Origin of the sequence: Streptomyces sp. NPDC014801, assembly GCF_043082085.1 — a bacterium.
GTDB lineage: Bacteria > Actinomycetota > Actinomycetes > Streptomycetales > Streptomycetaceae > Streptomyces.
The window spans coordinates 22,164-44,846 of record NZ_JBIBXG010000005.1 but is presented as its reverse complement, the minus strand read 5'-3'; the positions used below and the strand labels follow the sequence as shown (position 1 = coordinate 44,846).

At 74.0% G+C, this 22,683-nt stretch carries 20 protein-coding genes and 1 pseudogene; 5 read left to right on the top strand and 16 right to left on the bottom strand.

The window, feature by feature from the left end:
- Window positions 1-28: 28 nt before the first annotated feature.
- Genes ACF1AL_RS12545 through ACF1AL_RS12535 form a run of 3 tightly spaced genes read left to right on the top strand, consistent with a single transcriptional unit; the run spans window position 29 to window position 4,310 of the window.
- The gene (locus tag ACF1AL_RS12545; RefSeq protein WP_366836283.1) at window positions 29-508 is read left to right on the top strand and encodes a hypothetical protein; all 480 of its coding nucleotides are present in this window, start codon (window positions 29-31) and stop codon (window positions 506-508) included.
- Window positions 508-3,654, top strand: coding sequence for an ATP-binding cassette domain-containing protein (locus ACF1AL_RS12540; protein WP_391825906.1), 3,147 nt, complete (start codon window positions 508-510; stop codon window positions 3,652-3,654). The genes ACF1AL_RS12545 and ACF1AL_RS12540 overlap by 1 nt, the downstream gene beginning before the upstream one ends.
- Window positions 3,651-4,310 carry an ATP-binding cassette domain-containing protein gene (locus ACF1AL_RS12535; protein ID WP_391702960.1) on the top strand — a complete coding sequence of 220 codons (660 nt, stop codon included), beginning with the start codon at window positions 3,651-3,653 and terminating at the stop codon, window positions 4,308-4,310. The genes ACF1AL_RS12540 and ACF1AL_RS12535 overlap by 4 nt, the downstream gene beginning before the upstream one ends.
- Window positions 4,311-4,527: 217 nt before the next feature.
- Here ACF1AL_RS12535 and ACF1AL_RS12530 read toward each other — a convergent pair whose 3' ends face one another.
- Entirely contained in the window at window positions 4,528-5,202 is a 675-nt protein-coding gene (locus ACF1AL_RS12530; protein WP_391825905.1) for a transglycosylase family protein, read from the bottom strand.
- Window positions 5,203-5,720: 518 nt separating this feature from the next.
- On the opposite strand from ACF1AL_RS12530, the gene ACF1AL_RS12525 reads away from it, so the two are divergent.
- Entirely contained in the window at window positions 5,721-6,515 is a 795-nt protein-coding gene (locus ACF1AL_RS12525) for a hypothetical protein (protein ID WP_384207612.1), read from the top strand.
- Window positions 6,516-6,706: 191 nt separating this feature from the next.
- Window positions 6,707-7,099, top strand: a complete 393-nt coding sequence (locus ACF1AL_RS12520) for a hypothetical protein (protein ID WP_391702954.1) — start codon at window positions 6,707-6,709, stop codon at window positions 7,097-7,099.
- A gap of 106 nt (window positions 7,100-7,205) precedes the next feature.
- Here the strand turns inward: ACF1AL_RS12520 and der are convergent, their stop codons facing one another.
- The 15 genes and pseudogenes from der to ACF1AL_RS12445 all read right to left on the bottom strand — a co-directional run bounded on the left by der (window position 7,206) and on the right by ACF1AL_RS12445 (window position 22,659).
- Window positions 7,206-8,684, bottom strand: a complete 1,479-nt coding sequence (der, locus tag ACF1AL_RS12515; protein ID WP_366836290.1) for a ribosome biogenesis GTPase Der — start codon at window positions 8,682-8,684, stop codon at window positions 7,206-7,208.
- A gap of 58 nt (window positions 8,685-8,742) precedes the next feature.
- Window positions 8,743-9,351, bottom strand: a complete 609-nt coding sequence (locus ACF1AL_RS12510; RefSeq protein ID WP_391660743.1) for a lysophospholipid acyltransferase family protein — start codon at window positions 9,349-9,351, stop codon at window positions 8,743-8,745.
- A gap of 53 nt (window positions 9,352-9,404) precedes the next feature.
- On the bottom strand, window positions 9,405-10,100 hold the full coding sequence (gene cmk / locus ACF1AL_RS12505) for a (d)CMP kinase (RefSeq protein WP_391702950.1): 696 nt from the start codon (window positions 10,098-10,100) through the stop codon (window positions 9,405-9,407).
- 150 nt (window positions 10,101-10,250) lie between these two features.
- Entirely contained in the window at window positions 10,251-11,336 is a 1,086-nt protein-coding gene (locus ACF1AL_RS12500) for a prephenate dehydrogenase (protein WP_366836292.1), read from the bottom strand.
- On the bottom strand, window positions 11,333-11,695 hold the full coding sequence (gene aroH, locus ACF1AL_RS12495; RefSeq protein ID WP_391702947.1) for a chorismate mutase: 363 nt from the start codon (window positions 11,693-11,695) through the stop codon (window positions 11,333-11,335). Before aroH ends, ACF1AL_RS12500 begins: the two co-directional genes overlap by 4 nt.
- Before the next feature lie 171 nt (window positions 11,696-11,866).
- Window positions 11,867-12,283 (bottom strand): annotated as a pseudogene (locus tag ACF1AL_RS12490) (YidB family protein); the annotation flags it as partial.
- A 42-nt stretch (window positions 12,284-12,325) separates the two neighbouring features.
- Window positions 12,326-13,333: an ADP-ribosylglycohydrolase family protein gene (locus ACF1AL_RS12485; RefSeq protein ID WP_391825904.1), complete on the bottom strand. Its 1,008-nt coding sequence runs from the start codon at window positions 13,331-13,333 to the stop codon at window positions 12,326-12,328.
- Window positions 13,334-13,399: 66 nt separating this feature from the next.
- Window positions 13,400-14,518 carry a pseudouridine synthase gene (locus tag ACF1AL_RS12480; protein ID WP_366836295.1) on the bottom strand — a complete coding sequence of 373 codons (1,119 nt, stop codon included), beginning with the start codon at window positions 14,516-14,518 and terminating at the stop codon, window positions 13,400-13,402.
- Window positions 14,518-15,201, bottom strand: coding sequence for an SMC-Scp complex subunit ScpB (scpB, locus tag ACF1AL_RS12475; protein ID WP_366836296.1), 684 nt, complete (start codon window positions 15,199-15,201; stop codon window positions 14,518-14,520). The genes ACF1AL_RS12480 and scpB overlap by 1 nt, the downstream gene beginning before the upstream one ends.
- Window positions 15,198-16,358: a segregation and condensation protein A gene (locus tag ACF1AL_RS12470; RefSeq protein WP_391702942.1), complete on the bottom strand. Its 1,161-nt coding sequence runs from the start codon at window positions 16,356-16,358 to the stop codon at window positions 15,198-15,200. The genes scpB and ACF1AL_RS12470 overlap by 4 nt, the downstream gene beginning before the upstream one ends.
- An 18-nt stretch (window positions 16,359-16,376) precedes the next feature.
- Window positions 16,377-16,961 (bottom strand): hypothetical protein, encoded by a 585-nt coding sequence (locus tag ACF1AL_RS12465; protein WP_391660637.1) that lies wholly within the window; start codon window positions 16,959-16,961, stop codon window positions 16,377-16,379.
- Window positions 16,946-17,938, bottom strand: coding sequence for a ParA family protein (locus ACF1AL_RS12460; protein ID WP_384207871.1), 993 nt, complete (start codon window positions 17,936-17,938; stop codon window positions 16,946-16,948). The genes ACF1AL_RS12465 and ACF1AL_RS12460 overlap by 16 nt, the downstream gene beginning before the upstream one ends.
- Window positions 17,939-18,461: 523 nt before the next feature.
- The gene (ald, locus tag ACF1AL_RS12455) at window positions 18,462-19,577 is read right to left on the bottom strand and encodes an alanine dehydrogenase (protein ID WP_384207868.1); all 1,116 of its coding nucleotides are present in this window, start codon (window positions 19,575-19,577) and stop codon (window positions 18,462-18,464) included.
- 145 nt (window positions 19,578-19,722) lie between these two features.
- Entirely contained in the window at window positions 19,723-21,789 is a 2,067-nt protein-coding gene (locus ACF1AL_RS12450) for a tetratricopeptide repeat protein (RefSeq protein WP_391825903.1), read from the bottom strand.
- 243 nt (window positions 21,790-22,032) lie between these two features.
- Window positions 22,033-22,659, bottom strand: a complete 627-nt coding sequence (locus tag ACF1AL_RS12445; protein ID WP_391660635.1) for an NUDIX domain-containing protein — start codon at window positions 22,657-22,659, stop codon at window positions 22,033-22,035.
- Window positions 22,660-22,683 lie beyond the last annotated feature (24 nt).

The window sequence follows — 22,683 nt, the reverse complement described above, 5'->3', positions numbered from 1 at the left end:
GGGGCACCGTGACGGGTGGGAGCCAGCGATGCGGACAGCGCGACTGCGGACCGTGCACCCCGTGCTGTGGGCCGGCTGGGCGGCGCTGGCCGCCGGCGCGGTGCTGTGCGTCCTCGGCTGGTACGGCGTCTCCGGCGAGCGGTTCGCCGAGCGGCAGCTGCCCTATCTGGCCTCCTGCACGGTGCCAGGGGCCGCGCTGATCGTCGCTGGGGCGGTGCTGCTCGGCCACGGCCGCGACGCCCGGGCCGCCGCGCGGATGGAGGAGCTGTACGGGCTGCTGGTGGCCGCCGGGGACGCCGAGGACGACGCGACCGGTGCGCGCCGGCCGGCCGCGGCGCCCGTCGCGGTGAGCGGACGGCTGATGATGGTGCCGGGCGGCACGCTGTGGCACCGGGCGGACTGCCCGCTCGTCGTGGACAAGGAGGCGCTGCCGGTGGACGGCCGGCTGCTCGTGGAGGGCTCGCTGGACCCCTGCCCGATCTGCGAGCCGGACGCCGCGGAGGACTGATGTCCTCCCTCACCTACGACCTCACGCTCGCGGGGCTGTCCGTCGGCAGCGCCGCCGCGCTCACCGGCATCGGGCTGGTCGTCACCTACCGGGCGACCGGCGTGCTCAACTTCGCGCACGGCGCGATCGCCATGGTCTGCGCCTACGCGCTGCGGCAGTGCGTGGTGGTGTGGGGCTGGCCCCTGTGGCTGGGCGCGGTGGTGACGCTGGTCGTGCTGGCGCCGGCGATCGGGGTGGTGCTGGAACGGTTCGTCTTCCGGCCGCTGGCGGTGCTGGGCGGCGACCCGGCGCGGACCCTGGTGGCCTCGCTCGGCGTGTTCGTGCTGCTGGTCGGCGGCGCGGTCCTGCTGTGGGGGCAGGGCGCGCGGGACGACGCGCCGCAACTGGTGTCGGCCGACCCGTGGGGGCAGCTGGCGGTGGCGCTGCTGCTGGCGGCCGGGGTGTCCGCCGTCATCCGCTGGACCCGGTTCGGGCGGGAGCTGCGGGCCGTGGTGGACGACCGGCAACTGGCGGTGCTCGGCGGCATCGACGCCGACCGGGTGGCCGCGGCGGGCTGGGCGTTCGGCGCGTTCACGGCCGGGCTGACGGGCGCCCTGCTCGCGCCGTACGTACGGCTCGATCCGTACGGGCTGCCGCTGCTGGTGATGGAGGTGGTCGCGGTCGCGGTGGCCGCGCGGATGCGCAGCCTGCCCGTCGCGGTGGTGGTCGCGCTCGGTGTCGGCATCGCGCAGAGCCAGCTGACCCGGTGGCACCCCACCGGCTGGGCGCAGCCGTTGCTGCAGGCGGTCGGCGCCAACCTGTTCGTGGTGGCGCTGCTGGTCGCGGCGCTGGTGCTGCCCGGCATCGGCCGACGTGACACGCCGCCCCGTCCGCCGGCCGTGCGCGCCCCGGCCGTCCCGCACGGCGCCTGGATCGTCGCGGTCGTGCTGTTCCTGCTGCCGCTCGGGCTGGCCGGGCCGGATCTGCGGACGGCGGTGCAGGTGCCGGCGCTGGCGATCGTGCTGCTGTCCCTGGTGGTCGTCACCGGCCGGGGCGGCCAGATCTCCCTCGGGCAGGCGGCGTACGCGGGCCTGGGCGCCCTGTTCACGGCGCTGCTCGCGGCCGGACGTTTCCCGCTGCTGCCGCCGCTGCCGGAACTGACCGCGCTCGCCGTCGCCGTCGTCCTGGTCGCACCGCTCGGCCTGCTCACCGGCTGGCCCGCGATCGGCCGCCAGGGCCTCGCCCTGGCCCTCGCGACCTTCGCGGTCGGGGTCGGCGTGAGCCGCTTCGTCTTCGCGCAGCCGTACGCCACGTCGGGGCTCTCCCTGGGCCGCCCGGCCGGCTTCGACGGGGACCGCGCCTACTACCTGCTGGAGCTGGTGCTGCTCGCGGCGGCCCTGCTGGCGACGCGGCTGCTGCGGCAGGGCCGCACCGGGCGGGCGCTGGCGGCCATGCGGGACCACGAGGCGGGCGCGTCCGCGGCGGGCGTCCGGGTGCCCTCGCTGAAACTGCTCGCCTTCGTCAGCGGCGCGGCGCTGGCCGCCCTCGGGGGCGGTCTGCTCGGCATGGGGCTGCGCGCCTTCGACCCGGGCACCTACGACCCGGTGCGCGGCCTGCTGTGGTTCGCCGCGGTGGTCGTCCTGGGCGCCGACAGCACCCTGGGAGCGCTCGCCGCGGCGGCCCTCCTGGTCGGCCTGGACGCGGGCACCCGCGGCGGCGTGGCGGCGGCCCTCGTCGGCGTCCTCGCGGTCTGCGTCGGCCGCTTCCCCGACGGCCCGTACGAGACGGCCCGCGCGGCGGCGCACCGGCTGCGCCGCCGCACCGACGCCCACCTGACCCCGCTGGGCGCGCGGGTGAGGACTCGCCTGCGCCCAGCGGCAGAACGGCCGCCTCGGCGGGGCGTGGTGACGGGTGTGACGGGGGTGTCGGTGCTGGTGGGGGGCGGGGGTGCCGCGGGCGCGGGGGGCGGTTCGGGCGGCGCGGGCGGTTCGGGCGGCGCGGGCGGTTCGGGCGGCGCGGGCGGCCCGGGATCCACGGGCGGCAGGGGTTCTGCGGGCGGACGGGGTTCTCCGGGCGACTTGGGCAGCCCGGACTTCGCGGGCAGCGAGGGCGCTGGGGACGGCCAGGGTTCTCCGGGCGGCTCGGGCGCCGGGGGCGGGGCGGGCGCCGGGGGCGACTCGGGCGCCTGGGGCGGGTCGAACGGCACCAGCGCCGGGAGCGAGACGAGCGGCTCGGCCGGTCCTGACTCCGCGGGCGGCTGGAGTTCTCCGGGCGCCCGGGCCGGCGTGGGCGGCGGGCGGGCGCGTCCGGGGGCGGGGGCCGGGGCCGGAGCGCCGGTGGGGCGTCGTGCTCGCGGGGTCGGCGTCGGCCCGGTGCGTGGCCCGGAGCCGCGGGAGGCGGGTCCGCCGGCCGCGTCCCGCATGTCGTGGGCCGGGGGCGGCCGGTGGGACGGCGGGGCGGCGGCCGTGCTGGGCGCGCGGGGGCTGCGGGTCCGCTACGGCGGGTTCACGGCGCTGGACGGGGTCGATCTGGAGGTGGCCCGGGGGCGGGTCACCGCGGTCGTGGGACCCAACGGGGCCGGGAAGAGCACTCTGTTCCACTGTCTGGCCGGCACCGTACGGCCCGTGCGCGGCCAGGTGCTGTTCATGGGGCGGGACGTGACCCGGCTGCCGGCGCACGCCCGCACCCGGCTGGGCATCGCGCGGACCTTCCAGCAACTGGCCGTCTTCCCCTCCCTGACCGTCGCCGAGAACGTCCGCATCGGCGCCGAGCAGGGCCGCGTGAACGATCCGGCGGCGGTGGAGCGCGCACTGCGGCTGTTCGGCCTGGACGGCCCCCTCCGGGCGCTGCCCGCCGCCGGACTGCCCACCGGCACGCTGCGCCGCGTCGAGCTGGCCCGCGCCCTCGCGGGCGGCCCCCGGGTCCTGCTGCTCGACGAGCCGGCCGCCGGGCTGGACACCGCCGAGGTGGCCGCCATGGCCCGGGTGCTGCGCGCGCTCGCCGCGGACGGCGTCGCCCTGCTCGTCGTCGAGCACGACCTCGACCTGGTCGCCGGCCTCGCCGACGTCGTGCACGTGATGACCGCGGGCCGCGTCGTCGCCACCGGGCCGCCCGGCCGCGTCCTCGACGCCCTGGGCGCCCCGGCGGGGCAGGAGCCCGGCCCATGACCCTGGCCCTGCGTCACGCGCGCGTGCGCTACGGCCCGTTGGAGGCCCTGCACGGTGTCACGCTCACCGCGCCCGGGCCGGGCCTGACGGTGCTGCTGGGCCGTAACGGCTCCGGGCGCAGCACGGCCCTGCGCGCGCTGGCCGGAACCGTGCCGCTGGCCGCCGGGGCCGTGGTGTGGGACGGCACGGACGTCACGCGCCTGCCGGCGTACGAGCGGGCGCGGCGCGGGCTGTGCCTGGTCCCGGAGCGGCAGGCGGTGTTCGGCTCCCTCACGGTCCGCGAGAACCTCGCCCTCACCCCCGGCGGTGAGGACGCCGCGCTGGCCGCCTATCCGCAGCTGGAGCCGCTGCTGCCGCGCCGCGCCGGCACGCTGTCCGGCGGGGAGCAGCGCATGCTCGCCCTGGCCCGCGCGCTGTCGGCACGCGCGCGTGCGGTGCTCGTGGACGAGCCCACCCAGGGCATGGCCCCCGCGGTGGCCGCCCGCACGTACGCGCTGCTGGCCTCCCTCGACGCCTGCGTGGTCCTCGCCGAGCAGCGCCTGCCGCCCGCGCTCTCCGCGCCGCGCACGGTGGTCCTGTACGAACTGCGCCGCGGCACGGTCGTCTTCAGCGGCGAGGCGGCGGAACTCCGGGGGCGGCCCGGCGCGCCGGACTGACCGCCGCATGCCGGCCGCCGCCCGCCGCGGGCGCACCCGCCGTCCGGCAGGGCTGCTGCCGCCGCCGAGGCCTCCGCGGCGCACACCCGCCGTCCGGCCGTCGGGGCCGACCGGGCGCACGCTGCCGCCCGCGCACGCCACGGGGCCCCGTCCGGCCGAGCCGGACGGGGCCCCGTCGTCGCGCGAGGAGCGTGCCTCACAGGTGCCGGAGCGCGCCTTACAGGTGCCGCAGGGCGAGCCGCGTGCCCGGCACGATCAGGTCGGGATCGCCGCCGATGACCTCCTTGTTCACGGCGTAGATCCGCTGCCAGCTGGTCCCGTGGCGCGCGGCGATGCCGCTGAGCGTGTCGCCCTCGCGCACGGTGTAGTCGCCGCGGGCGGACCCGCGGCTGGTGGTGTGTTCGTTCGAGCGGGCCGGCGCCTTCGCCGGCTTCGACGGGGCGGACTCGGTGTGCCGGGGCGCCGACTTCGCCGAGACGTGCCCGGACGCGGGAGCGTCGCCGTACGCGCCGGCGCGTCCCGAGCAGACGGGCCAGGCGCCCCAGCCCTGCGCGTGCTGGACCTTGGTGGCCACGGCGATCTGCGCGGACCGGGAGGCCTGGTCGGCGGTCGGCGCGTAGGCCGTGCCGCCGTAGGCGCGCCAGGTGCCGGCGGAGAACTGCAGGCCGCCGTAGTAGCCGTTGCCGGTGTTGATGTGCCAGTTGCCGCCGCTCTCGCACTGGGCGATGCGGTCCCACACCCCGCCGTCCGCCGCCGCGGCACCGCCGGCCGAGGCGAGCAGGCCGAGGGGGGCGAGGAGCGCCGCCCCGGCGAGGACCGCCGCCGTACGGGTCTGACCCCTGGTCGGGGACTTGCGGGCGGCGACGCGGGTGTTGTCGGCACACTCGGACATGTAGTTCCCTCTCGAACAACCCGGGGTCCCCCAAGGCGGAACGCCCTCCTCGCGCATGGACGCGGGCGTGGCGCTCCACCCCGCCCACCGGGGGTCGTACTCCGCGCCGAGAGGCGCGGAACCGGCGGACGTTCCCGAGCGGTGCTCGTTGCACACGGCGGAGGAATGTAGGGAGCCGGACGGCCCGTCATCAACCAATTCCCTGTCCGCCCAGGCCAGTTGGCGGTTACCGCGGGTATCAAGGAAATTCGGCGACCCACTAGATGGGTTGATGTACGGATATGCCCACCCGTGATCACTTTTCTCTGTGAGCCACCTCACCGTGCCAACTTCCTTGACGACGAGACAACTTGACGTTGAGTGACCAGTTCCGGCGCGGACATGACCGTACGCGATCGAGGGTGGGATTCCGTTCCGGCGTATGCGTGACCCCCACCACAGCTCGTCCGTTGTGCTCTTCATGAGCCGGGGACCGCCCCCGGCCCCGCCATCGCACCCGCATCCCGAGGGAGCCACCCGTGCCGCGCATGCTCGACGTCAGCGACGAGGTACGCGCCGAGATCGGCGACGAAGAAGCCGACCGGCTGCTCGCCGGGGAGAACGCCCCCGGCAGTTACGACTGCACCTCCTGCCGCACCCCGGGCGACCCCGAGCAGGAACGCACCAGCACCGTGCTGTTCATCGGCGACGAGACCGCCGTGCTCGCCTTCGCCCACGCCAGCTGCCTGCCCTCGCAGGTCGTCCAGGTCACCGAGGAGCAGTTGCAGGGCGCGGTCCGCTCCATCAGCGGGGTCGCGGGCGGGCACGCCGGCGTCGCCGAACCGGCGAAGGCGGTGCCGGAGCAGGCCGTGCTCGGGGTGACCAGCGGACTGGTGCTGATCGCCGGCGAGCTGCACCCGGCCCTGGTGGTGGAGCCCACCGCGCCGATCGTGCGCCCCGGCTCCACCGGTGCCGGCGACGACTTCCTGCCGCTGCTGATCGAGCACGGCTTCATGCCGCTGACCGAGCTGTCCGCCGTGCCGCCGGTGCTGCACGGCTGGTCCGTGCTGCTGGCGATGGGGCAGCTGCACGCGGTGCTCCAGCCCGCCGCCGACGGTGGCCAGCCGGTGGCCTGGTGGCAGGCGCACCAGCCGCTGCAGGTCACCGACGGCTGGCGGGCCGCCGCCAACAAGCACCAGCAGGTGCTGATGTTCGCGGCGCCCGTCGGGTCCATCGGCCGCCAGCCGCGCGAGGACCTGATGCGGGAGGCCCTGGACAAGGCGGCCGCCACCGGCCACCTGGTCGCGGCGACCCTCCCCCTCGCCGGCACCTGATCCCACCCCGCCCGGCCTCCGTCGCCCCACGCCAACGGAGGTCCGTCGCGCCCGGGCGCCCGAGCACTCCGGGCGGCCGGGCGTCCCCCCGGGGGCGCAGCGGCCAGGGGAACACTGCCCGCAGTCCCCCCGCACACCCTGCCGGCGGCCGTGGCCGCATCCCCGCCCCCTGCCCCGTCGTTGGGACTTACGTGCACACATACGACGTTCCCCGCCGCCAGAGCTTCTCCTCGGTTCCGCCTCCCCCGCGGCTGGGGCAGGAGCCGCACCGCGGCCCATCGGCCACGCCGATCTACGACGCGCTCTACGCCGAGTACGTCAAGTCCTTCCGCTCGCTGCCGGGTGACCGCAGCGGCGAGGAGGACCTGGGGTTCACCGCCTTCGGGAACATCCCGCACAGCACGGAAGGCGGCCCCCGGCCGGGGTCGTTCAGCAGCTCGTACAGCGCCTACAGCGCGGGAGCGCACAGCGCCCGCGTCGGCCGGCAGTCCGCGTGGCAGCGGGTCGGCCCGGTGGAACAGACGGGCGGCACCCTGCAGTTCGTGCCGGCGGCGCTCCCGCCCGGCCGGCTCGGCAGCGGCTGACCGCGGCGAACCGGCAGCGGCCGACCGCACGAAAGGGGCGGCCCCCGAGTCCACTCGGACTCGGGGTCCGCCCCTTCGGCATGCCCGGACTGCTGCTGCCCCCGGGCTACTTCTTCTTGCCGCGCTTCTCGCGCACCCGCACGGAGATGTGGATCGGCGTGCCCTCGAAGCCGAACTCCTCGCGCAGCCGGCGCTCGATGAAGCGCCGGTAGCCCGCCTCGATGAAGCCGGAGGCGAAGAGCACGAACCGCGGCGGCTTGGTGCCGGCCTGGGTGCCGAACAGGATGCGCGGCTGCTTGCCGCCCCGGATCGGGTGCGGGTGGGCGGCGACCAGCTCACCGAGGAAGGCGTTCAGCCGGCCGGTGGGCACACGGGTCTCCCAGCCGGCGAGGGCGGTCTCGATCGCCGGGACCAGCTTCTCCATGTGCCGGCCGGTGCGGGCCGAGACGTTGACGCGCGGCGCCCAGGAGACCTGCCCGAGCTCGGTCTCGATCTCCCGCTCCAGGTAGTAGCGGCGCTCCTCGTCGAGGGTGTCCCACTTGTTGAAGGCGAGCACGAGCGCGCGGCCCGCCTCGACCGCCATGGTGACGATCCGCTGGTCCTGCACCGAGATGGACTCGGCGGAGTCGATGAGGACCACGGCCACCTCGGCCTTCTCCACGGCGGCCGCGGTGCGCAGCGAGGCGTAGTAGTCGGCGCCCTGCTGGAGGTGGACCCGCTTGCGGATGCCGGCGGTGTCGACGAACTTCCAGGTCTTGCCGCCCAGTTCGATCAGCTCGTCGACCGGGTCGCGGGTGGTGCCGGCGAGTTCGTTGACGACGACGCGCTCCTCGCCGGCCACCTTGTTCAGCAGGGAGGACTTGCCCACGTTCGGGCGGCCGATGAGGGCGACCCGGCGGGGGCCACCGACAGCGGTGCCGAAGCTCTGCTCGGGCGCCTCGGGCAGAGCCTCCAGGACGGCGTCGAGCATGTCGCCGGTGCCGCGGCCGTGCAGGGCCGAGACCGGGTGGGGCTCGCCCAGGCCCAGGTTCCACAGGTAGGACGCGTCGGCCTCGCCGCTCGGGCCGTCGACCTTGTTGGCGCACAGCACGACCGGCTTGCCGGCCTTGCGCAGCAGCCGGACGACGGCCTCGTCGGTGTCGGTGGCGCCGACCTTGGCGTCGACGACGAACACGACGGCGTCGGCGGCCTCGATGGCGTACTCGGCCTGGGCGGCGACGGAGGCGTCGATGCCGAGGACGTCCTGCTCCCAGCCGCCGGTGTCGACGACCTTGAAGCGGCGGCCCGCCCACTCGGCCTCGTAGGTGACGCGGTCGCGGGTGACGCCGGGCTTGTCCTCGACGACGGCCTCGCGGCGGCCGATGATCCGGTTGACGAGGGTCGACTTGCCGACATTGGGCCGGCCGACGACGGCGAGGACGGGCAGCGGGCCGTGCCCGGCCTCCTCGATCGCGCCCTCGACGTCCTCGACGTCGAAGCCCTCTTCCGCGGCGAGCTCCATGAACTCCGCGTACTCGGCGTCGCCGAGAGCCCCGTGATCGTGCTCGTGTGCGTCCGAGCCGTCGGGCTGGATGTGGTCGTTCATGAAGTCCGTACCTCGTCGTTCATTCGTGGTGATCGGTGGAGCGGGCCGCGGGTGGGCCTCATCCACTACTCAGTGTCGCCTGGCGCCCGGTCAGGCGCCTGGCGTTTTCCAGGTGCTCGGTGAGCTGCTTCTGGATGCGCTCGGTGGCCTCGTCGAGGGCCTTGCGCGTACGGCGGCCGCTGCCGTCGCCCGCGTCGAACGGGTCGCCGAAGACGACGTCGATGCGGGAGCGCAGCGGCGGCAGCCCCTTTATCAACCGTCCGCGCCGTTCGGAACTTCCCAGCACGGCCACCGGCACGATCGGCGCCCCGCTGCGGACGGCGAAGTACGCGAGCCCGGCGCGCAGGGAGGCGAAGTCGCCCTCGCCGCGGGTACCCTCCGGGAAGATCCCGAGGACACCGCCCTCCTGCAGCACCTCCAGCGCCTGCGTGATGGCGGTGCGGTCGGCCGTGGAGCGGTCGACCTTGAGCTGGCCGATGCCGGTCAGGAACGGGTCGAGCGGCCCGACGAACGCTTCCTTCTTGATCAGGAAGTGCACGGGCCGCGGCGCCACGCCCATGACCATGGGGCCGTCGAGGTTGTGCGCGTGGTTGACGGCGAGGATGACCGGCCCGCGCGCCGGCATCCGCCAGGCACCCAGCACGCGCGGCTTGAACAGGCCGTACATCAGGCCGACGCCGATGCGCCGGCCGACGTCCGCGCCCCGCTCGGACGGTGCGGTCACTTCCCCGCCCGCTTCTCCTCGACGAGGGTGACCACGCACTCGATGACCTGGGCCAGCGTGAGCTCGGTGGTGTCCACCTCGACGGCGTCGGCCGCCTTGGCCAGCGGGGAGGTCTTGCGGCTGGAGTCGGCCGCGTCCCGCTTGAGCAGCGCCTCACGGGTGGAGTGCACGTCGGTGTCCTTCAGCTCACCGCTGCGCCGGGCGGCGCGGGCCTCCGGGGAGGCGGTGAGGAAGATCTTCAGGTCGGCGTCGGGCAGCACGGTCGTCCCGATGTCGCGGCCCTCGACGACGATGCCCTGCTCCGCGCCGGCCGCGATGGAGCGCTGCAGCTCGGTGATCCGGGCGCGCACCTCCGGCACCGCGCTGACGGCGCTGACCCGGGAGGTGACCTCCTGGGTGCGGATCGGGCCGGAGACGTCGAAGCCGTCGACGGTGATCGTCGGCTTCTCCGGGTCGGTGCCGGAGACGATCCGCGGCCTGCCCGCCGCGGCGGCGATCGCGGCCGGGTCGTCGACGTCGATGCCGTTGGTCACCATCCACCAGGTGATCGCCCGGTACTGGGCGCCGGTGTCCAGGTAGCTCAGGCCGAGCTGCGCGGCCACGGCCTTGGACGTGCTCGACTTGCCCGTGCCGGAGGGACCGTCGATGGCGACGATCACAGGCGGCACAGTCTGGGCGGCGCCGTTTTCCACGGGGGGACACCTTCCTGGTGCGAGGTGGTGGGCGGGGTGCGGGGCGCATGGCCCGTTCGGGACGCCCCGCACAAGGTTACTGGCTTCGCGGCGCGCCTCTTACGGCCGGAGGGCACCGGCCGTCGGTACGAGGGAGCGCGCCGGGCCCGCCTACTGGCGCAGCGACCAGCCCCGCTCGCGCAGGGCGGCCGTCAGCACCGGCGCCGCCTTGGGCTCCACCATGAGCTGCACCAGGCCCGCCTGCTGCCCGGTCGCGTGCTCGATGCGGACGTCCTCGATGTTGACCCCGGCCCGTCCCGCGTCGGCGAAGATGCGGGCGAGCTGGCCGGGCTGGTCGTCGATGAGGACGACGACGGTCTCGTAGACGCGCGGCGCGCTGCCGTGCTTGCCGGGTACCCGCACCTGGCCGGCGTTGCCCCTGCGCAGCATGGCCTCGATGCCGGTGGTGCCCTCGCGGCGCTTGTCCTCGTCGGAGGACTGCAGTGCGCGCAGCGCCCGCACCGTCTCGTCCAGGTCGGCGGCCACGTCGGTGAGCAGGTCGGCGACCGGGCCGGGGTTCGCGGAGAGGATGTCGATCCACATCCGCGGGTCGGAGGCGGCGATCCGGGTCACGTCCCGGATGCCCTGCCCGCACAGCCGTACGGCCGCCTCCTCGGCGTTCTCCAGGCGGGCGGCGACCATGCTGGAGACCAGGTGGGGCATGTGGGAGACGAGGGCGACGGCCCGGTCGTGGGCGTCGGCGTCCATGACGACCGGCACCGCCCGGCAGTGCGAGACCAGCTCCAGGGCGAGGTTCAGCACCTCGGTGTCGGTGTCCCGGGTCGGTGTGAGCACCCAGGGGCGGCCCTCGAAGAGGTCGCCGGAGGCGGCGAGCGGCCCGGACTTCTCCCGGCCGGACATCGGGTGGGTGCCGATGTACGACGACAGGTCGAGGCCGAGCGCCTCCAGCTCGCGGCGCGGTCCGCCCTTGACGCTGGCCACGTCGACGTAGGCGCGGGCCACGCCCCGGCGCATCGCGTCGGCGAGCACGGCGGCCACGTGGGCGGGCGGGGCGGCCACGATCGCCAGGTCGACCGGGCCGGCGGGCGGCTCGTCGGTGCCGGCGCCGAGCGCGGCGGCGGTGCGGGCCTGCTCCGGGTCGTGGTCGGCGAGGTGGACGGTGACGCCCCGCTGTGCCAGGGCAAGGGCGGCGGAGGTGCCGATCAGCCCGGTGCCGATGACGAGTGCGGTCCTCACTGGGCGATGTCCTTGCGCAGGGCGGCCGCGGCGCCGAGGTAGACGTGGGTGATGTCGGCGCGCGGCTTGTCCGACTCGATGTGCGCGAGGACGCGGACGACGCGGGGCATGGCGCCCTCGATGTCCAGCTCCTGGGCGCAGATCAGCGGCACGTCGACGATGCCGAGCTTGCGGGCCGCGGCGGCCGGGAAGTCGCTGTGCAGATCGGGCGTGGCCGTGAACCAGATGCTGATCAGGTCGTCCGTGCTCAGCTCGTTCCACTCCAGGATGGCGGTGAGCAGGGCCGCGACCTGCTCGTCCATGTGCCCGGCCTCGTCCCGCTCCAACTGGACGGCCCCCCGGACCGCTCGTACCGCCACGGCGTTGCTCCTTGCGTATCGGCTGTCTCGCTGCTGATCCAGCCTAGCCAGCCCGCGCGGCGGGGGCCCGCGCCGCCCGTCCGCTGAGACGACGCGCCCGCCGGGACGGCCCGTCCGCCGGGACGGCGCGTCCGCTGAGACGGCGCGTCCGCGGGAGGACGGCACGCCGCCTCACTGGTCGCTGCGCCGGATCAGCTCCTCCAGGGAGCCGGCCTGCGGCACCTGGCCGTCCGGGGTGAGCCGGTCCACCGCCTGCGGCAGCGCCTGGGCGAGGTCGTCGGCGGCCTGGGCGGGGGTGACCCCGACTTCGCGGGCGACGCGCCCGAGGAGGTCGTCGCCGAGCGCCCGCTGCAGCTCGTCGCCGGTCACGGACCGGTTCTCACCGGAGCCGACCCAGGAGCGCGTCTGCTCGCCGAGGCCCGCGCCGGCGAGCGCCCCCAGCAGGGTGTCCAGCGGATTGCCGCCGTCGGCGGCCTTGAACAGGGCGCCCACCAGCAGGGCCGTGCTCCCGGTGCCGCCGCGGCCGCCGAGGGCGCCGCCGAGCAGATCGCCGATGTCCTTGCCGCCCATGGTCACGCCCTTCGTCGTACGGCTCCCGGGGCACCGGGTACCCGGCGCGGGGCCGTCCGCTCAGGCGTCCCACAGCGAACCGAGGGCCAGCAGCTCGCTGCGGTACTCGATGCGCTCCGCCCACGCGGCCGGCCAGGCGTCGGCGCCCAGGTACGCCCCCGCGAAGGCGCCGGCCAGGCAGGCGAGGGAGTCGGAGTCGCCGGACGTGCACGCGGCGCGGCGCAGGGCGGTCACCGGCTCGTCGGGGAAGAGCAGGAAGCACAGCAGCCCGGTGGCCAGCGCCTCCTCGGCGATCCAGCCCTCTCCGGTGGCCAGGCACGGGTCGGTCTCCGGCGAGACGGTCCGCACGGCGTCCTGCAGCCGTTCGAGGATCGCCAGGCACTCGTCCCAGCCGCGCGCGATGAAGTGCTCGGGCGTGGGGTCCTGGCTGCGGGTCCACAGGTCGCCGAGCCAGGTGTGGTCGTAGTGGGTGCGCCGGTCGAGGGCGTACGACCGCAGCAGCCCGACCAGGGCGGTCGGGTCGGCCCCCTGCGCGAGCAGGTGGACGGCGTGCGCGGTGAGGTCGGAGGCGGCGAGGGCCGTGGGGTGGCCGTGGGTGAGGGCGGCCTGGAGCTGGGCGGCGCCGGAGCGCTGCGCCTCGCTCAGGCCGGGCGCGAGGCCGACCGGCGCGACGCGCATGTTGGCGCCGCAGCCCTTGGAGTGGATCTGGCTGGCGTCCTGCCAGGCGCGGCCCTCCTCCTTGAGCAGGCTGCAGGCGCGCAGGCAGGTGGTGCCGGGGGCGCGGTTGTTGTCCGGCGACTGGTACCAGTCGACGAACTCCTCCCGCACGGGCCGCTCCAGCCGCTTGGGCGCGAGGTAGCCACGGTCCATGGCGGTGCGCAGGCCGCGTCCGAGGGCGAGGGTCATCTGGGTGTCGTCGGTGACGAAGGCCCGCTGCGGCAGGTCCATCTCCCGCCAGGGCCCGAACGTCGACAGGATCAGCGGCACGGTCTTGAACTCGGTCGGGTAACCCAGGGCGTCCCCGAGGGCGAGGCCGAGGAGTGCGCCGGTGGCGGCTCGCTTGGACATGAAATCACCATCCCCCTTTATCGTCACCATGACAATAAAGGGGGATGGTGATCACCGCAACGCGCTTTACAGGTCGACTTCCTTCATCAGCATGCCGACCTCGGTGTTGGACAGGCGGCGCAGCCAGCCCGACTTCTGGTCGCCCAGGGTGATCGGGCCGAAGGCGACACGGACCAGCTTGTCGACCGGGAAGCCGGCCTCGGCCAGCATGCGGCGCACGATGTGCTTGCGGCCCTCGTGCAGCGTGACCTCGACCAGGTAGTTCTTGCCGGTCTGCTCCACCACGCGGAAGTGGTCGGCGCGGGCGTACCCGTCCTCCAGCTGGATGCCGTCCTTGAGCTGCTTGCCCAGGTCGCGCGGGATGGGGCCGACGATGTGCGCGAGGTAGGTCTTCTTCACGCCGTACTTCGGGTGGGTCAGCCGGTGCGCCAGCTCGCCGTGGTTGGTGAGCAGGATGACACCCTCGGTCTCGGTGTCGAGGCGGCCGACGTGGAAGAGCCGGGTCTCGCGGTTGGTGACGTAGTCGCCCAGGCACTGGCGGCCCTCGGGGTCCTCCATGGTGGAGACGACGCCGGCCGGCTTGTTCAGCGAGAAGAACTGGTAGCGCTGGGTCGCGACGGTCAGACCGTCGACCTTGATCTCGTCCTTCTCCGGGTCGACCCGCTTGCCCTGCTCGGTGACGATCTCGCCGTTGACCTCGACGCGCGCCTCGTCGATCAGGTCCTCGCAGGCGCGGCGGGAGCCGAAGCCGGCGCGCGCCAGCACCTTCTGCAGCCGCTCGCCCTCCTGCTCGGCGCCGGGGAAGGTCTTCGGCAGCTTGACGTCCTTCTTGCCCGCGTAGCGCTCGCGGTTGCGCTCCTCGGTACGGGTCTCGTACTCACGCGAGCGCGCGGGGGCCGGACGGCCGCCGGAGCGCTGCCCCTGCTTGGGGCCGCCCTTGGCACCGCCGCGGGCCGAGGGGCCCCGGCCGGACTTCGGACCGTCCTGCGTCGCGCCGGGGCCGACGTCGTAGCGCCGCTCCTCGGGACGCGGCTTCCTGGGACGGCCTCCCTGCTTGTCGTCGCGGTTGTTGCCGGCGCCGCGGTAGTTCCCGCGGCCCCCGCTGCTTCCGCCGCGGCCGCCGCTGTTGCCACCACGGCTCCCGCCGTTGTTTCCGCTGCTGTTCCTGCCGCTGCTGCTTCGCATCAATGTTCCGTCTGGTCGTCTTCGTCGGTGTCCGGGAGGCCCCGGACGGCGCCCGGCTCGTCATCGGGAGCGTCCGGGTCGAACGACGGAACCCCTTCCTGGGTCTCCGCCTCGATCGCCTCCGCCTCCGGGAGGAAGGGCGCGAGTTCCGGGAGCTCGTCCAGGCCGCGCAGGCCCATCCGCTCCAGGAAGTAGTTCGTCGTCCTGTACAGGATCGCACCTGTTTCGGGTTCCGTGCCCGCCTCCTCGACGAGACCGCGCTGCAGCAGGGTGCGCATCACGCCGTCGCAGTTGACCCCGCGGACGGCGGAGACGCGGCTGCGGCTGACCGGCTGGCGGTAGGCGACCACGGCCAGGGTCTCCAGGGCGGCCTGGGTGAGGCGGGCGGTCTGGCCGTCCAGGACGAGCCGTTCCACGGCGGCCGCGTAGGCGGGGCGGGTGTAGAAGCGCCAGCCGCCCGCGACATAGCGCAGCTCGAAGCCGCGGCCCTGCACGGTGTACTCGTCGGCGAGTTCCCGCAGGGCGTCGGCGATCTGCCGCTTCGGCCGCTCCAGGATCTTCGCCAGGTGCTCCTCGGTCGCCGGTTCGTCGACGACCATGAGCACGGCCTCCAGCGCGGGCTTGAGGTCCAGCCCGGCGACGGTCCGCGGCCCCGCCGGGGCCGCGCTGCTCTCCCCGCTCACGCCTTCTTCTCCTCCTCGGGCTTCTCGGGTGCCCGGTCGAACTCGTCGGTGACCCGGGGGGCCGTGTCCTCGTCCCCGGTCCAGCGCACGGTCAGCTCGCCCAGCGCGGTCTCCTGCTCCAGGGCGACGGCCTTCTCGCGGTACAGCTCCAGCAGGGCGAGGAAGCGGGCGACGACGGTGAGGGTGTCGTCGGTGTCCGCGACGAGGGTGCGGAAGCTGGCCTCGCCGAGCTCCTTCAACCGGGCGACGACGACCTGCGCCTGTTCCTGCACGCTGACGAGCGGGGCGTGGATGTGGTCGACGTACACCTGCGGCTTGGGCTTCGGCTGCATCGCCTTGACGGCGAGCCGGGCGAAGCCCTCGGGGCCGATGCTGATGACGACGTCCGGCAGCAGCTCGGCGTGCTGGGGCTCCAGGCCGACGGTACGGGGGTAGCGCCGGGCCTCGTCGTCCAGGCGCTCGCTGAAGATGTCGGCGATCTGTTTGTAGGCGCGGTACTGCAGCAGGCGGGCGAACAGCAGGTCCCGCGCCTCCAGCAGGGCGAGGTCGGCCTCGTCCTCCACCTCGGCGGCGGGCAGCAGCCGGGCCGCCTTCAGGTCGAGCAGCGTGGCGGCGACGACGAGGAACTCGGTCGTCTGGTCCAGGTCCCAGTCCGGCCCCATGGCCCGGATGTGCGCCATGAACTCGTCGGTCACCCGCGACAGGGCGACCTCGGTGACATCGAGCTTGTGCCGCGAGATGAGCTGCAACAGCAGATCGAACGGCCCCTCGAAGTTGGCCAGCCGCACCGTGAACACCCCGTCGCCGACAGGGGCCGCGCCCTCACCGGGGGCACCGTCGTCATCGGGGGTGCCGTCGTCATCGCGGGTGGAGACGGCGTCCGCGCCCGCCGGCAGGCCCGTTGCGTCGTCCTGGGGGGCAGGGCTCGGGTCGGTGACCGCCGACCGCACGTCGTACTCGGCCGGCGCGTGCTCGCCGTCGGGCGCCTGCGCACCGGCCGCGCCCGCACTCGCCGGCGCCGCCTCCCCGGCGGTCCCGGCGCCCGCGGGCGCCCCCGCACCGCCCGCTGCCTCCGGGGCGCCGTCCGTGCCCGGGCCCCGGCCCAGAGGGCGGCGGCGGGCCGGTGGGCCGGAGGTGGCGGGGTCGTTCGAGGTCATGGCCCCCGAAGGGTATCGCTAGCGCCCGCGCAGGCGGCGTACGAGGATGCTGGCGTCGCCGCGGGTCTCCAGGTCGGCGAGGACGACGGCGACGGCCTCACGGACGATGCGGCCGCGGTCCACGGCCAGACCGTGCTCGCCGCGCAGCACCAGACGGGCGTGCTCGAGGTCCATCAGCTCCTCGGCGGAGACATAGACGGTGATCTTCTCGTCGTGCCGCTCGCGCCCACTGGGCCGTCGTGCGGCCCGTCCCCGCCGTCGGGGCTCGGCGGCGGCGTTCCCCGCCGCAGCGGTGGCAGAACCTTCCTGCTGCGCCGCCCTGCGCCGCGCCGACCGCTCCGGCGCCGTCGACGCCCGGCTGCGGGACTCCTCGCCCGGCTCCGCGTCGGCCGCGACGTGCTCCACGCCGTCGCCGTCCCCGCCCTGCGCCGGCACGGACTGCGGCGCGTCCTCGGGCGCGGCGACCGCGGCGGCGTCGCTCTCCCCCGCGGGAGCGGGCACCCGGGCCTCGCCTGCGCGCCGGGGAGTGGACGGCTGGAGCGCCATACCCCCTGTCGTACGGAAGAGTTCGTCGGCCCCCGGCAGACTCACTCGGCGTGACACCGGGCGAGCACCTCCCTGGCGAGCTGGCGGTAGGCGGCGGCGCCGACGGAGTTGGAGGCGTAGGTGGTGATCGGCTCACCGGCGACCGTGGTCTCCGGGAAGCGCACCGTGCGCCCGATGACCGTGTGGTACACGTGGTCGTCGAACGCCTCGACCACGCGGGCGAGCACCTCGCGGCTGTGCACCGTGCGCGAGTCGTACATCGTGGCGAGGATGCCGTCGAGCTCCAGGTCGGGGTTGAGCCGCTCCTGGACCTTCTCGATCGTTTCGGTCAGCAGCGCGACACCGCGCAGCGCGAAGAACTCGCACTCCAGCGGCACGATCACCTTGTGCGCCGCGGTGAGCGCGTTCACGGTGAGCAGGCCGAGCGAGGGCTGGCAGTCGATGATGATGAAGTCGTAGTCCGGCAGCAGGGGCTTGAGCGCGCGCTGCAGCGTCGACTCGCGGGCGACCTCGCTGACCAGCTGGACCTCGGCCGCGGACAGGTCGATGTTGCTGGGCAGCAGGTCCATGTTGGGGACCGCCGTCTTCAGCAGGACCTCGTCCGCGGACATGCCCCGCTCCATGAGCAGGTTGTAGACGGTGAGGTCCAACTCCATCGGGTTCACGCCGAGTCCCACCGACAGCGCGCCCTGCGGGTCGAAGTCCACGAGCAGCACACGACGGCCGTACTCCGCGAGCGCGGCACCCAGGTTGATGGTCGACGTGGTCTTGCCGACGCCGCCCTTCTGGTTGCACATCGCGATGATCTTCGCGGGGCCGTGGTCGGTCAGCGGGCCCGGGATCGGGAAGTACGGCAGCGGGCGCCCGGTCGGGCCGACGCGCTCGCGGCGCTGACGCGCGGCGTCGGGCGCGAGGGTGGCCGCGTACTCGGGGTCGGGCTCGTACTCGGCGTCAGGATCGTAGAAGTGCCCTTCGGGCAGTTCGTCGTAGTCGGCGAAGTGGTTGTGGGGCGCGCCACTTCCGTCGCCGGCCATGGCGTTCACGTGATGACCGTCCATGCTCTGGTGTGCTGACAGAGCCGTGTGGGGGCTGTTCTGGCTCTGGTGGGCTGCGAAGGTTCGGACAGCGACGGAGCCGACAGCCTCGAGCCCCGTGGGGCCCTGGCCCCGCGCAGGCGTTCCTGGTTGACCACCCCCGGGAGAAAATGTCGACTCATTCACAAGTCGTCTTACCTCCTTGGTGACCAGGAAACTTCTAGACAAGGTCAGCGTGGCACCATGCCGACGGTTGGCGACTCTATGGCGTGTCGGGCGTCCGCAGCAACACAATCCGCCGGACCCGGCCCGATGTGTCGGCAATGAAACATCCCGCTGTCAAGGGCGTACGGCCGTCGCACAGCAGGTTTCACCGGTGTGCGAATCGGTCGAAGGGTTACGTTCGAGGCGAGTTGACCGAGAGCCGCAAAGTGACCATACACACATCCGGCCGGACCTTGTCGGGCAAGGTCCGGCCGGATGCGCGGTGTTGACGAGTCGTGTTGACGAATCGCCTTGTGGCTCAGCCGAGCAGGGAGTCGAGCTCCACGTGCTCCAGGCCGTGCGCCTCGGCGACCTCCTTGTAAACGACCTTGCCGTCGTGGGTGTTGAGGCCCTTGGCCAGCGCGGCGTCACGGCGCAGCGCCTCCACCCAGCCGTTGTTGGCCAGAGACACGATGTACGGCAGCGTCGCGTTGGTGAGGGCGTTGGTGGAGGTGTTCGGCACCGCGCCGGGCATGTTGGCGACGCAGTAGAAGACCGAGTTGTGGACCTTGAAGGTCGGCTCGGCGTGCGTGGTCGGGTGCGAGTCCTCGAAACAGCCGCCCTGGTCGATCGCGATGTCGACAAGGACACTTCCCGGCTTCATGCGGGCGACCAGCTCGTTGGTGACGAGCTTGGGGGCCTTGGCACCCGGGATGAGGACGGCGCCGATGACGAGGTCGGCGTCGAGGACGGCCTTCTCCAGCTCGAAGGAGTTGGACATGATCGCCTTGACCTTCGTACCGAAGATCTTGTCGGCCTCGCGCAGCTTGTTGATGTCGCGGTCGAGCAGGGTGACGTCGAAGCCCATGCCGACGGCGACCTGGGTGGCGTTCCAGCCGGAGACGCCACCGCCGATGACGACGGCCTTGGCCGGGGTCACGCCGGGGACGCCGCCGGGCAGCACGCCGCGGCCGCCGGCCGCGCGCATCAGGTGGTAGGCGCCGACCTGCGGGGCGAGCCGGCCCGCGACCTCGGACATCGGGGCGAGCAGCGGCAGGGCGCGGCTGGGCAGCTCGACGGTCTCGTAGGCGATGGCCGTGGTGCCGGACTCGATGAGCGCGTCCGTGCACTCCTTGGAGGCGGCCAGGTGCAGGTAGGTGAAGAGGATCTGGTCCTTGCGGAGGCGGTGGTACTCCTCCGCGATGGGCTCCTTGACCTTCAGCAGCAGGTCGGCGGCGGCCCAGACCTCGTCGGCCGTCTCCAGGATCTGGGCACCGGCGGCGACGTACTCGTCGTCCGTGATCGACGAGCCGACGCCGGCGTTGCGCTCGATGACCACCTGGTGGCCGTTGCGCACCAGCTCGTGCACGCCGGCGGGGGTGATGGCCACCCGGAACTCGTTGTTCTTGACCTCGCGGGGGATGCCGACCTTCACGTCGATCACGGTCCTTGGCTCAGGGGAAACAGGGGCATTACTAGACATACCCAGGCATGCGGGGGCACACCGGGATGCACCGCAGGAGAACGAGCGGCAGAGCCAGTCTAATGAAGGCGTTCCAGCTGTCTAGCCTTTCATTGCATCAATCTTCTGCGGATGCACTACGGATTTCGCAGGCATTCCCCGCATGTTTCCCCTGGTCGAGGCCCGGAGGGCCCTCTTCGCCCTCCTCCGCGAGCATGCGCTCGGCCGTCCCGCGGTGGACGCCGGCGGTCACCGGATCGCCGAGACGGTCGAAGGTGTCGGCGATCCGCAGGTGCAGCGCGGCCTGCAACCGGACGTCCTCGGCGCGGCGCGCCCACTCCACCGCCTCCTTGCAGGTGCGCAGCGACTCCACCGGCCGCCCGGCGTACTCCTGCACCCGGGCCAGCTCGCTCAACGCCCGCGCGTGCGCGGCCAGATCGCCGCACCGCCGATGCCCGGCTGCGGCCGCCCGCCAGTTCCGCAGCGCCTCGCCGTAGCGGCCCGCGTAGGTGTGCGCGGTGGCGATACGGCCGTACAGCCGGGCCGCGTCCGCGTGCTCGGCGCGGGCCAGGCGCTGCCCGAGGGCGCGACCGAACCAGTCGGCGGCCCGCTCGTAGTCCCCCAGCTCCAGATGCGCACCACCTACGGATTCCATTGCGCGACCGGTCGCGTACGGGTCATTTGCTCTGCGACCGGCGTCCAAAGCTGCGCGATATCGCAGCAGAGCCTCGTTCGTCCGCCCGGTCTGGGCGTCCAGGTCGGCCAGGTTCAGCAGCGCGGCGGCCTGCTCCCGGGGCAGGTCGCGCCGCTCGGCCACGTCGAGGACGAGCCGGTGGACGCCGTACAGGTCCGGCGCGGCGGCTCGGGTGCCGAAGTGCGCGACCATCGCCCGCACCAGCTGCGACAGCAGCCGCCTGGCCAGGGTGTCCAGTTCCCCGTCGGCGACCGCGAGGCGGGCGGCGCCCAGCAGCGCCGGGCGGCGGACACGCAGCCACTCCTCGGCGGCCCGGGGGCTGGGGAAGCGCAGGGCGCGGGGCATGCCGAGGAGCTTCTCGCGCGCCTGCGGGCTGTCGGTCTCGGTGATCGCGCGGCAGGACTGCAGCAGCCGCACGGTCCGCTCCAGCATGCGGGCGCGGGCCAGCTGCAGCTCGGCCGGGCGGTCCAGGGTCTCGGTGAGCGCCCGGAGCAGAGGGTGCAGAAAGCCGGGGATCTCGTACTCGGGCACCGGCGAGGGAACGGGCCGCAGCAGGCCGAAGCGGACGAAGTCGTCCAGGGTGGTGCGGGCGCCGCTCACCGAGCAGCCCGCCAGCGCGGACGCGGTGTGCGGGTCGACGGGCCCGGCGGGGGCCAGCGCGAGCAGTCGCAGTATCCGGGCGGCCGGGGCGGGCAGCGCGGTGTAGAGGAGCTTGAAGACGCGCGCGAGCGGGGCCGTCTCGTCGCCCTCGGCGCGCAGCTGCTTGGCGAGGTCGGCGACCGCCGCCTTGGGCCGGACGGTGAGCCAGCCCGCGGCCAGGGTGAGCGCGGCGGGATGGGCCTGGCACTCCTCGACCAGCCCCTCCGCCGCCCGCGGGTCGACGGTGACGCGGACGGGGTCGATCCGGCCGGACAGCAGCTCCACTGCGGACTTGGTGTCCAGCCCGCCCAGGGTGCAGGGCCGCACATCGGCGATGCCGGTGAGCGGCCCGGCCGACACGGCGACCACCAGGCAGCCGGGGTTGTCCGGCAGCAGCGCGTCGACCTGCTCGGCGCCCGCCGCGTCGTCCAGGAGGAGCAGCGTGCGGCGGTCGGCGAGCGCGTCGCGCAGCGCCTCGGTCAGATCGTCGTCACCGGCGCCCGGGGGCACGGTCCGCTCCAGCGCGTTCAGCAGCTCACGGGCGGCCCGCCCCACGGGGACGGGCGTGCCGTCGGTCTCGCTGAGCCGGACGCGCAGCACCCCGTGTTCGTAACGGTGCGCGACCTGCCGGACCAGTTCCTCGGCGAGGGCGGTGCGGCCGGAGCCGGGGCGGCCGGCGATGAGCAGCACACGCGCGCGGGGCGCCTTCTTCCCGCTGAGCGTGTCCAGTCCCGCGCGCTCGATGTCGGCGCGCAGTTCCTTCAACTCCCGTGTACGGCCCAGGAACACACCGTCCGCCGGCGCCTTCGCCGACAGCCGCACACCGCCCTCGTCCACCGCCTGTTCCGTCACGGGCCACGCTCCCGTTCCACCGCACGCCGGCGCCCGACGGGACCAATCGATCGGGCGTATGCAGAGCCTAGTTCACGCTCTGCAACGTTCCCGGCGGAGCAGGCCGGTAGCGGAGCAGGAGTCCCCTGATCGGATCAACGGATCGTAGGACGAACCCTGCGGCAGAAGACCCCCGCGCGCGGCAGACAGCAGACCTGCGCCTCGACGATCGCGGCGGCCTACGCCTCGACCACCGCGGCAGGGCTACGCCTCGAACGGCCGCGCCGGCCACGGCGCCAGCGCCGGCCGCAGGGAGTCCACACCGTCCCCCTGCCGGGCGGCGACCAGGGACAGCACCCCGACCACCAGGCAGGTGTTGTGCAGCTCCCCCGCGAGGATGCCGCGCACCAGCTCCTGCAGCGGCACGCGCGCGTGCTGCATGTCCGTCTCCTCGTGCTCGGCCGCGAACCGCTCGCCCTCCGCCTCGGACAGCCCGCGCGCGAGGAAGATCCGTACGGCCTCGTCGCAGCCGCCGGGCGTGGTGTACACGTCGGTGAGCACCCGCCAGTCCTCGGCCTTGACGTGGGCCTCCTCGTACAGCTCGCGCTGGGCGGCGTGCAGCGGGTTCTCGCCGGGCACGTCGAGCAGTCCGGCCGGGATCTCCCACAGCTTGTGCCGCACCGGGTGGCGGTACTGGTTGATCAGCAGCACCCGGTCCTCCTCGTCCAGGGCGAGGACGGCGACCGAGCCGGGGTGGACCTGGTAGTCGCGCGAGGCCACGGAGCCGTCGGGCATGACCACGTCGTCCGTGCGGACCGAGGTCTTGGCCCCGGTGAACGGGGTCCGGGTCGCGCGGATCTCCCACTCCTCGGGGGTGTCCTTGATCGTCATGCCCTGTCCTTCCGCATGTCCTAC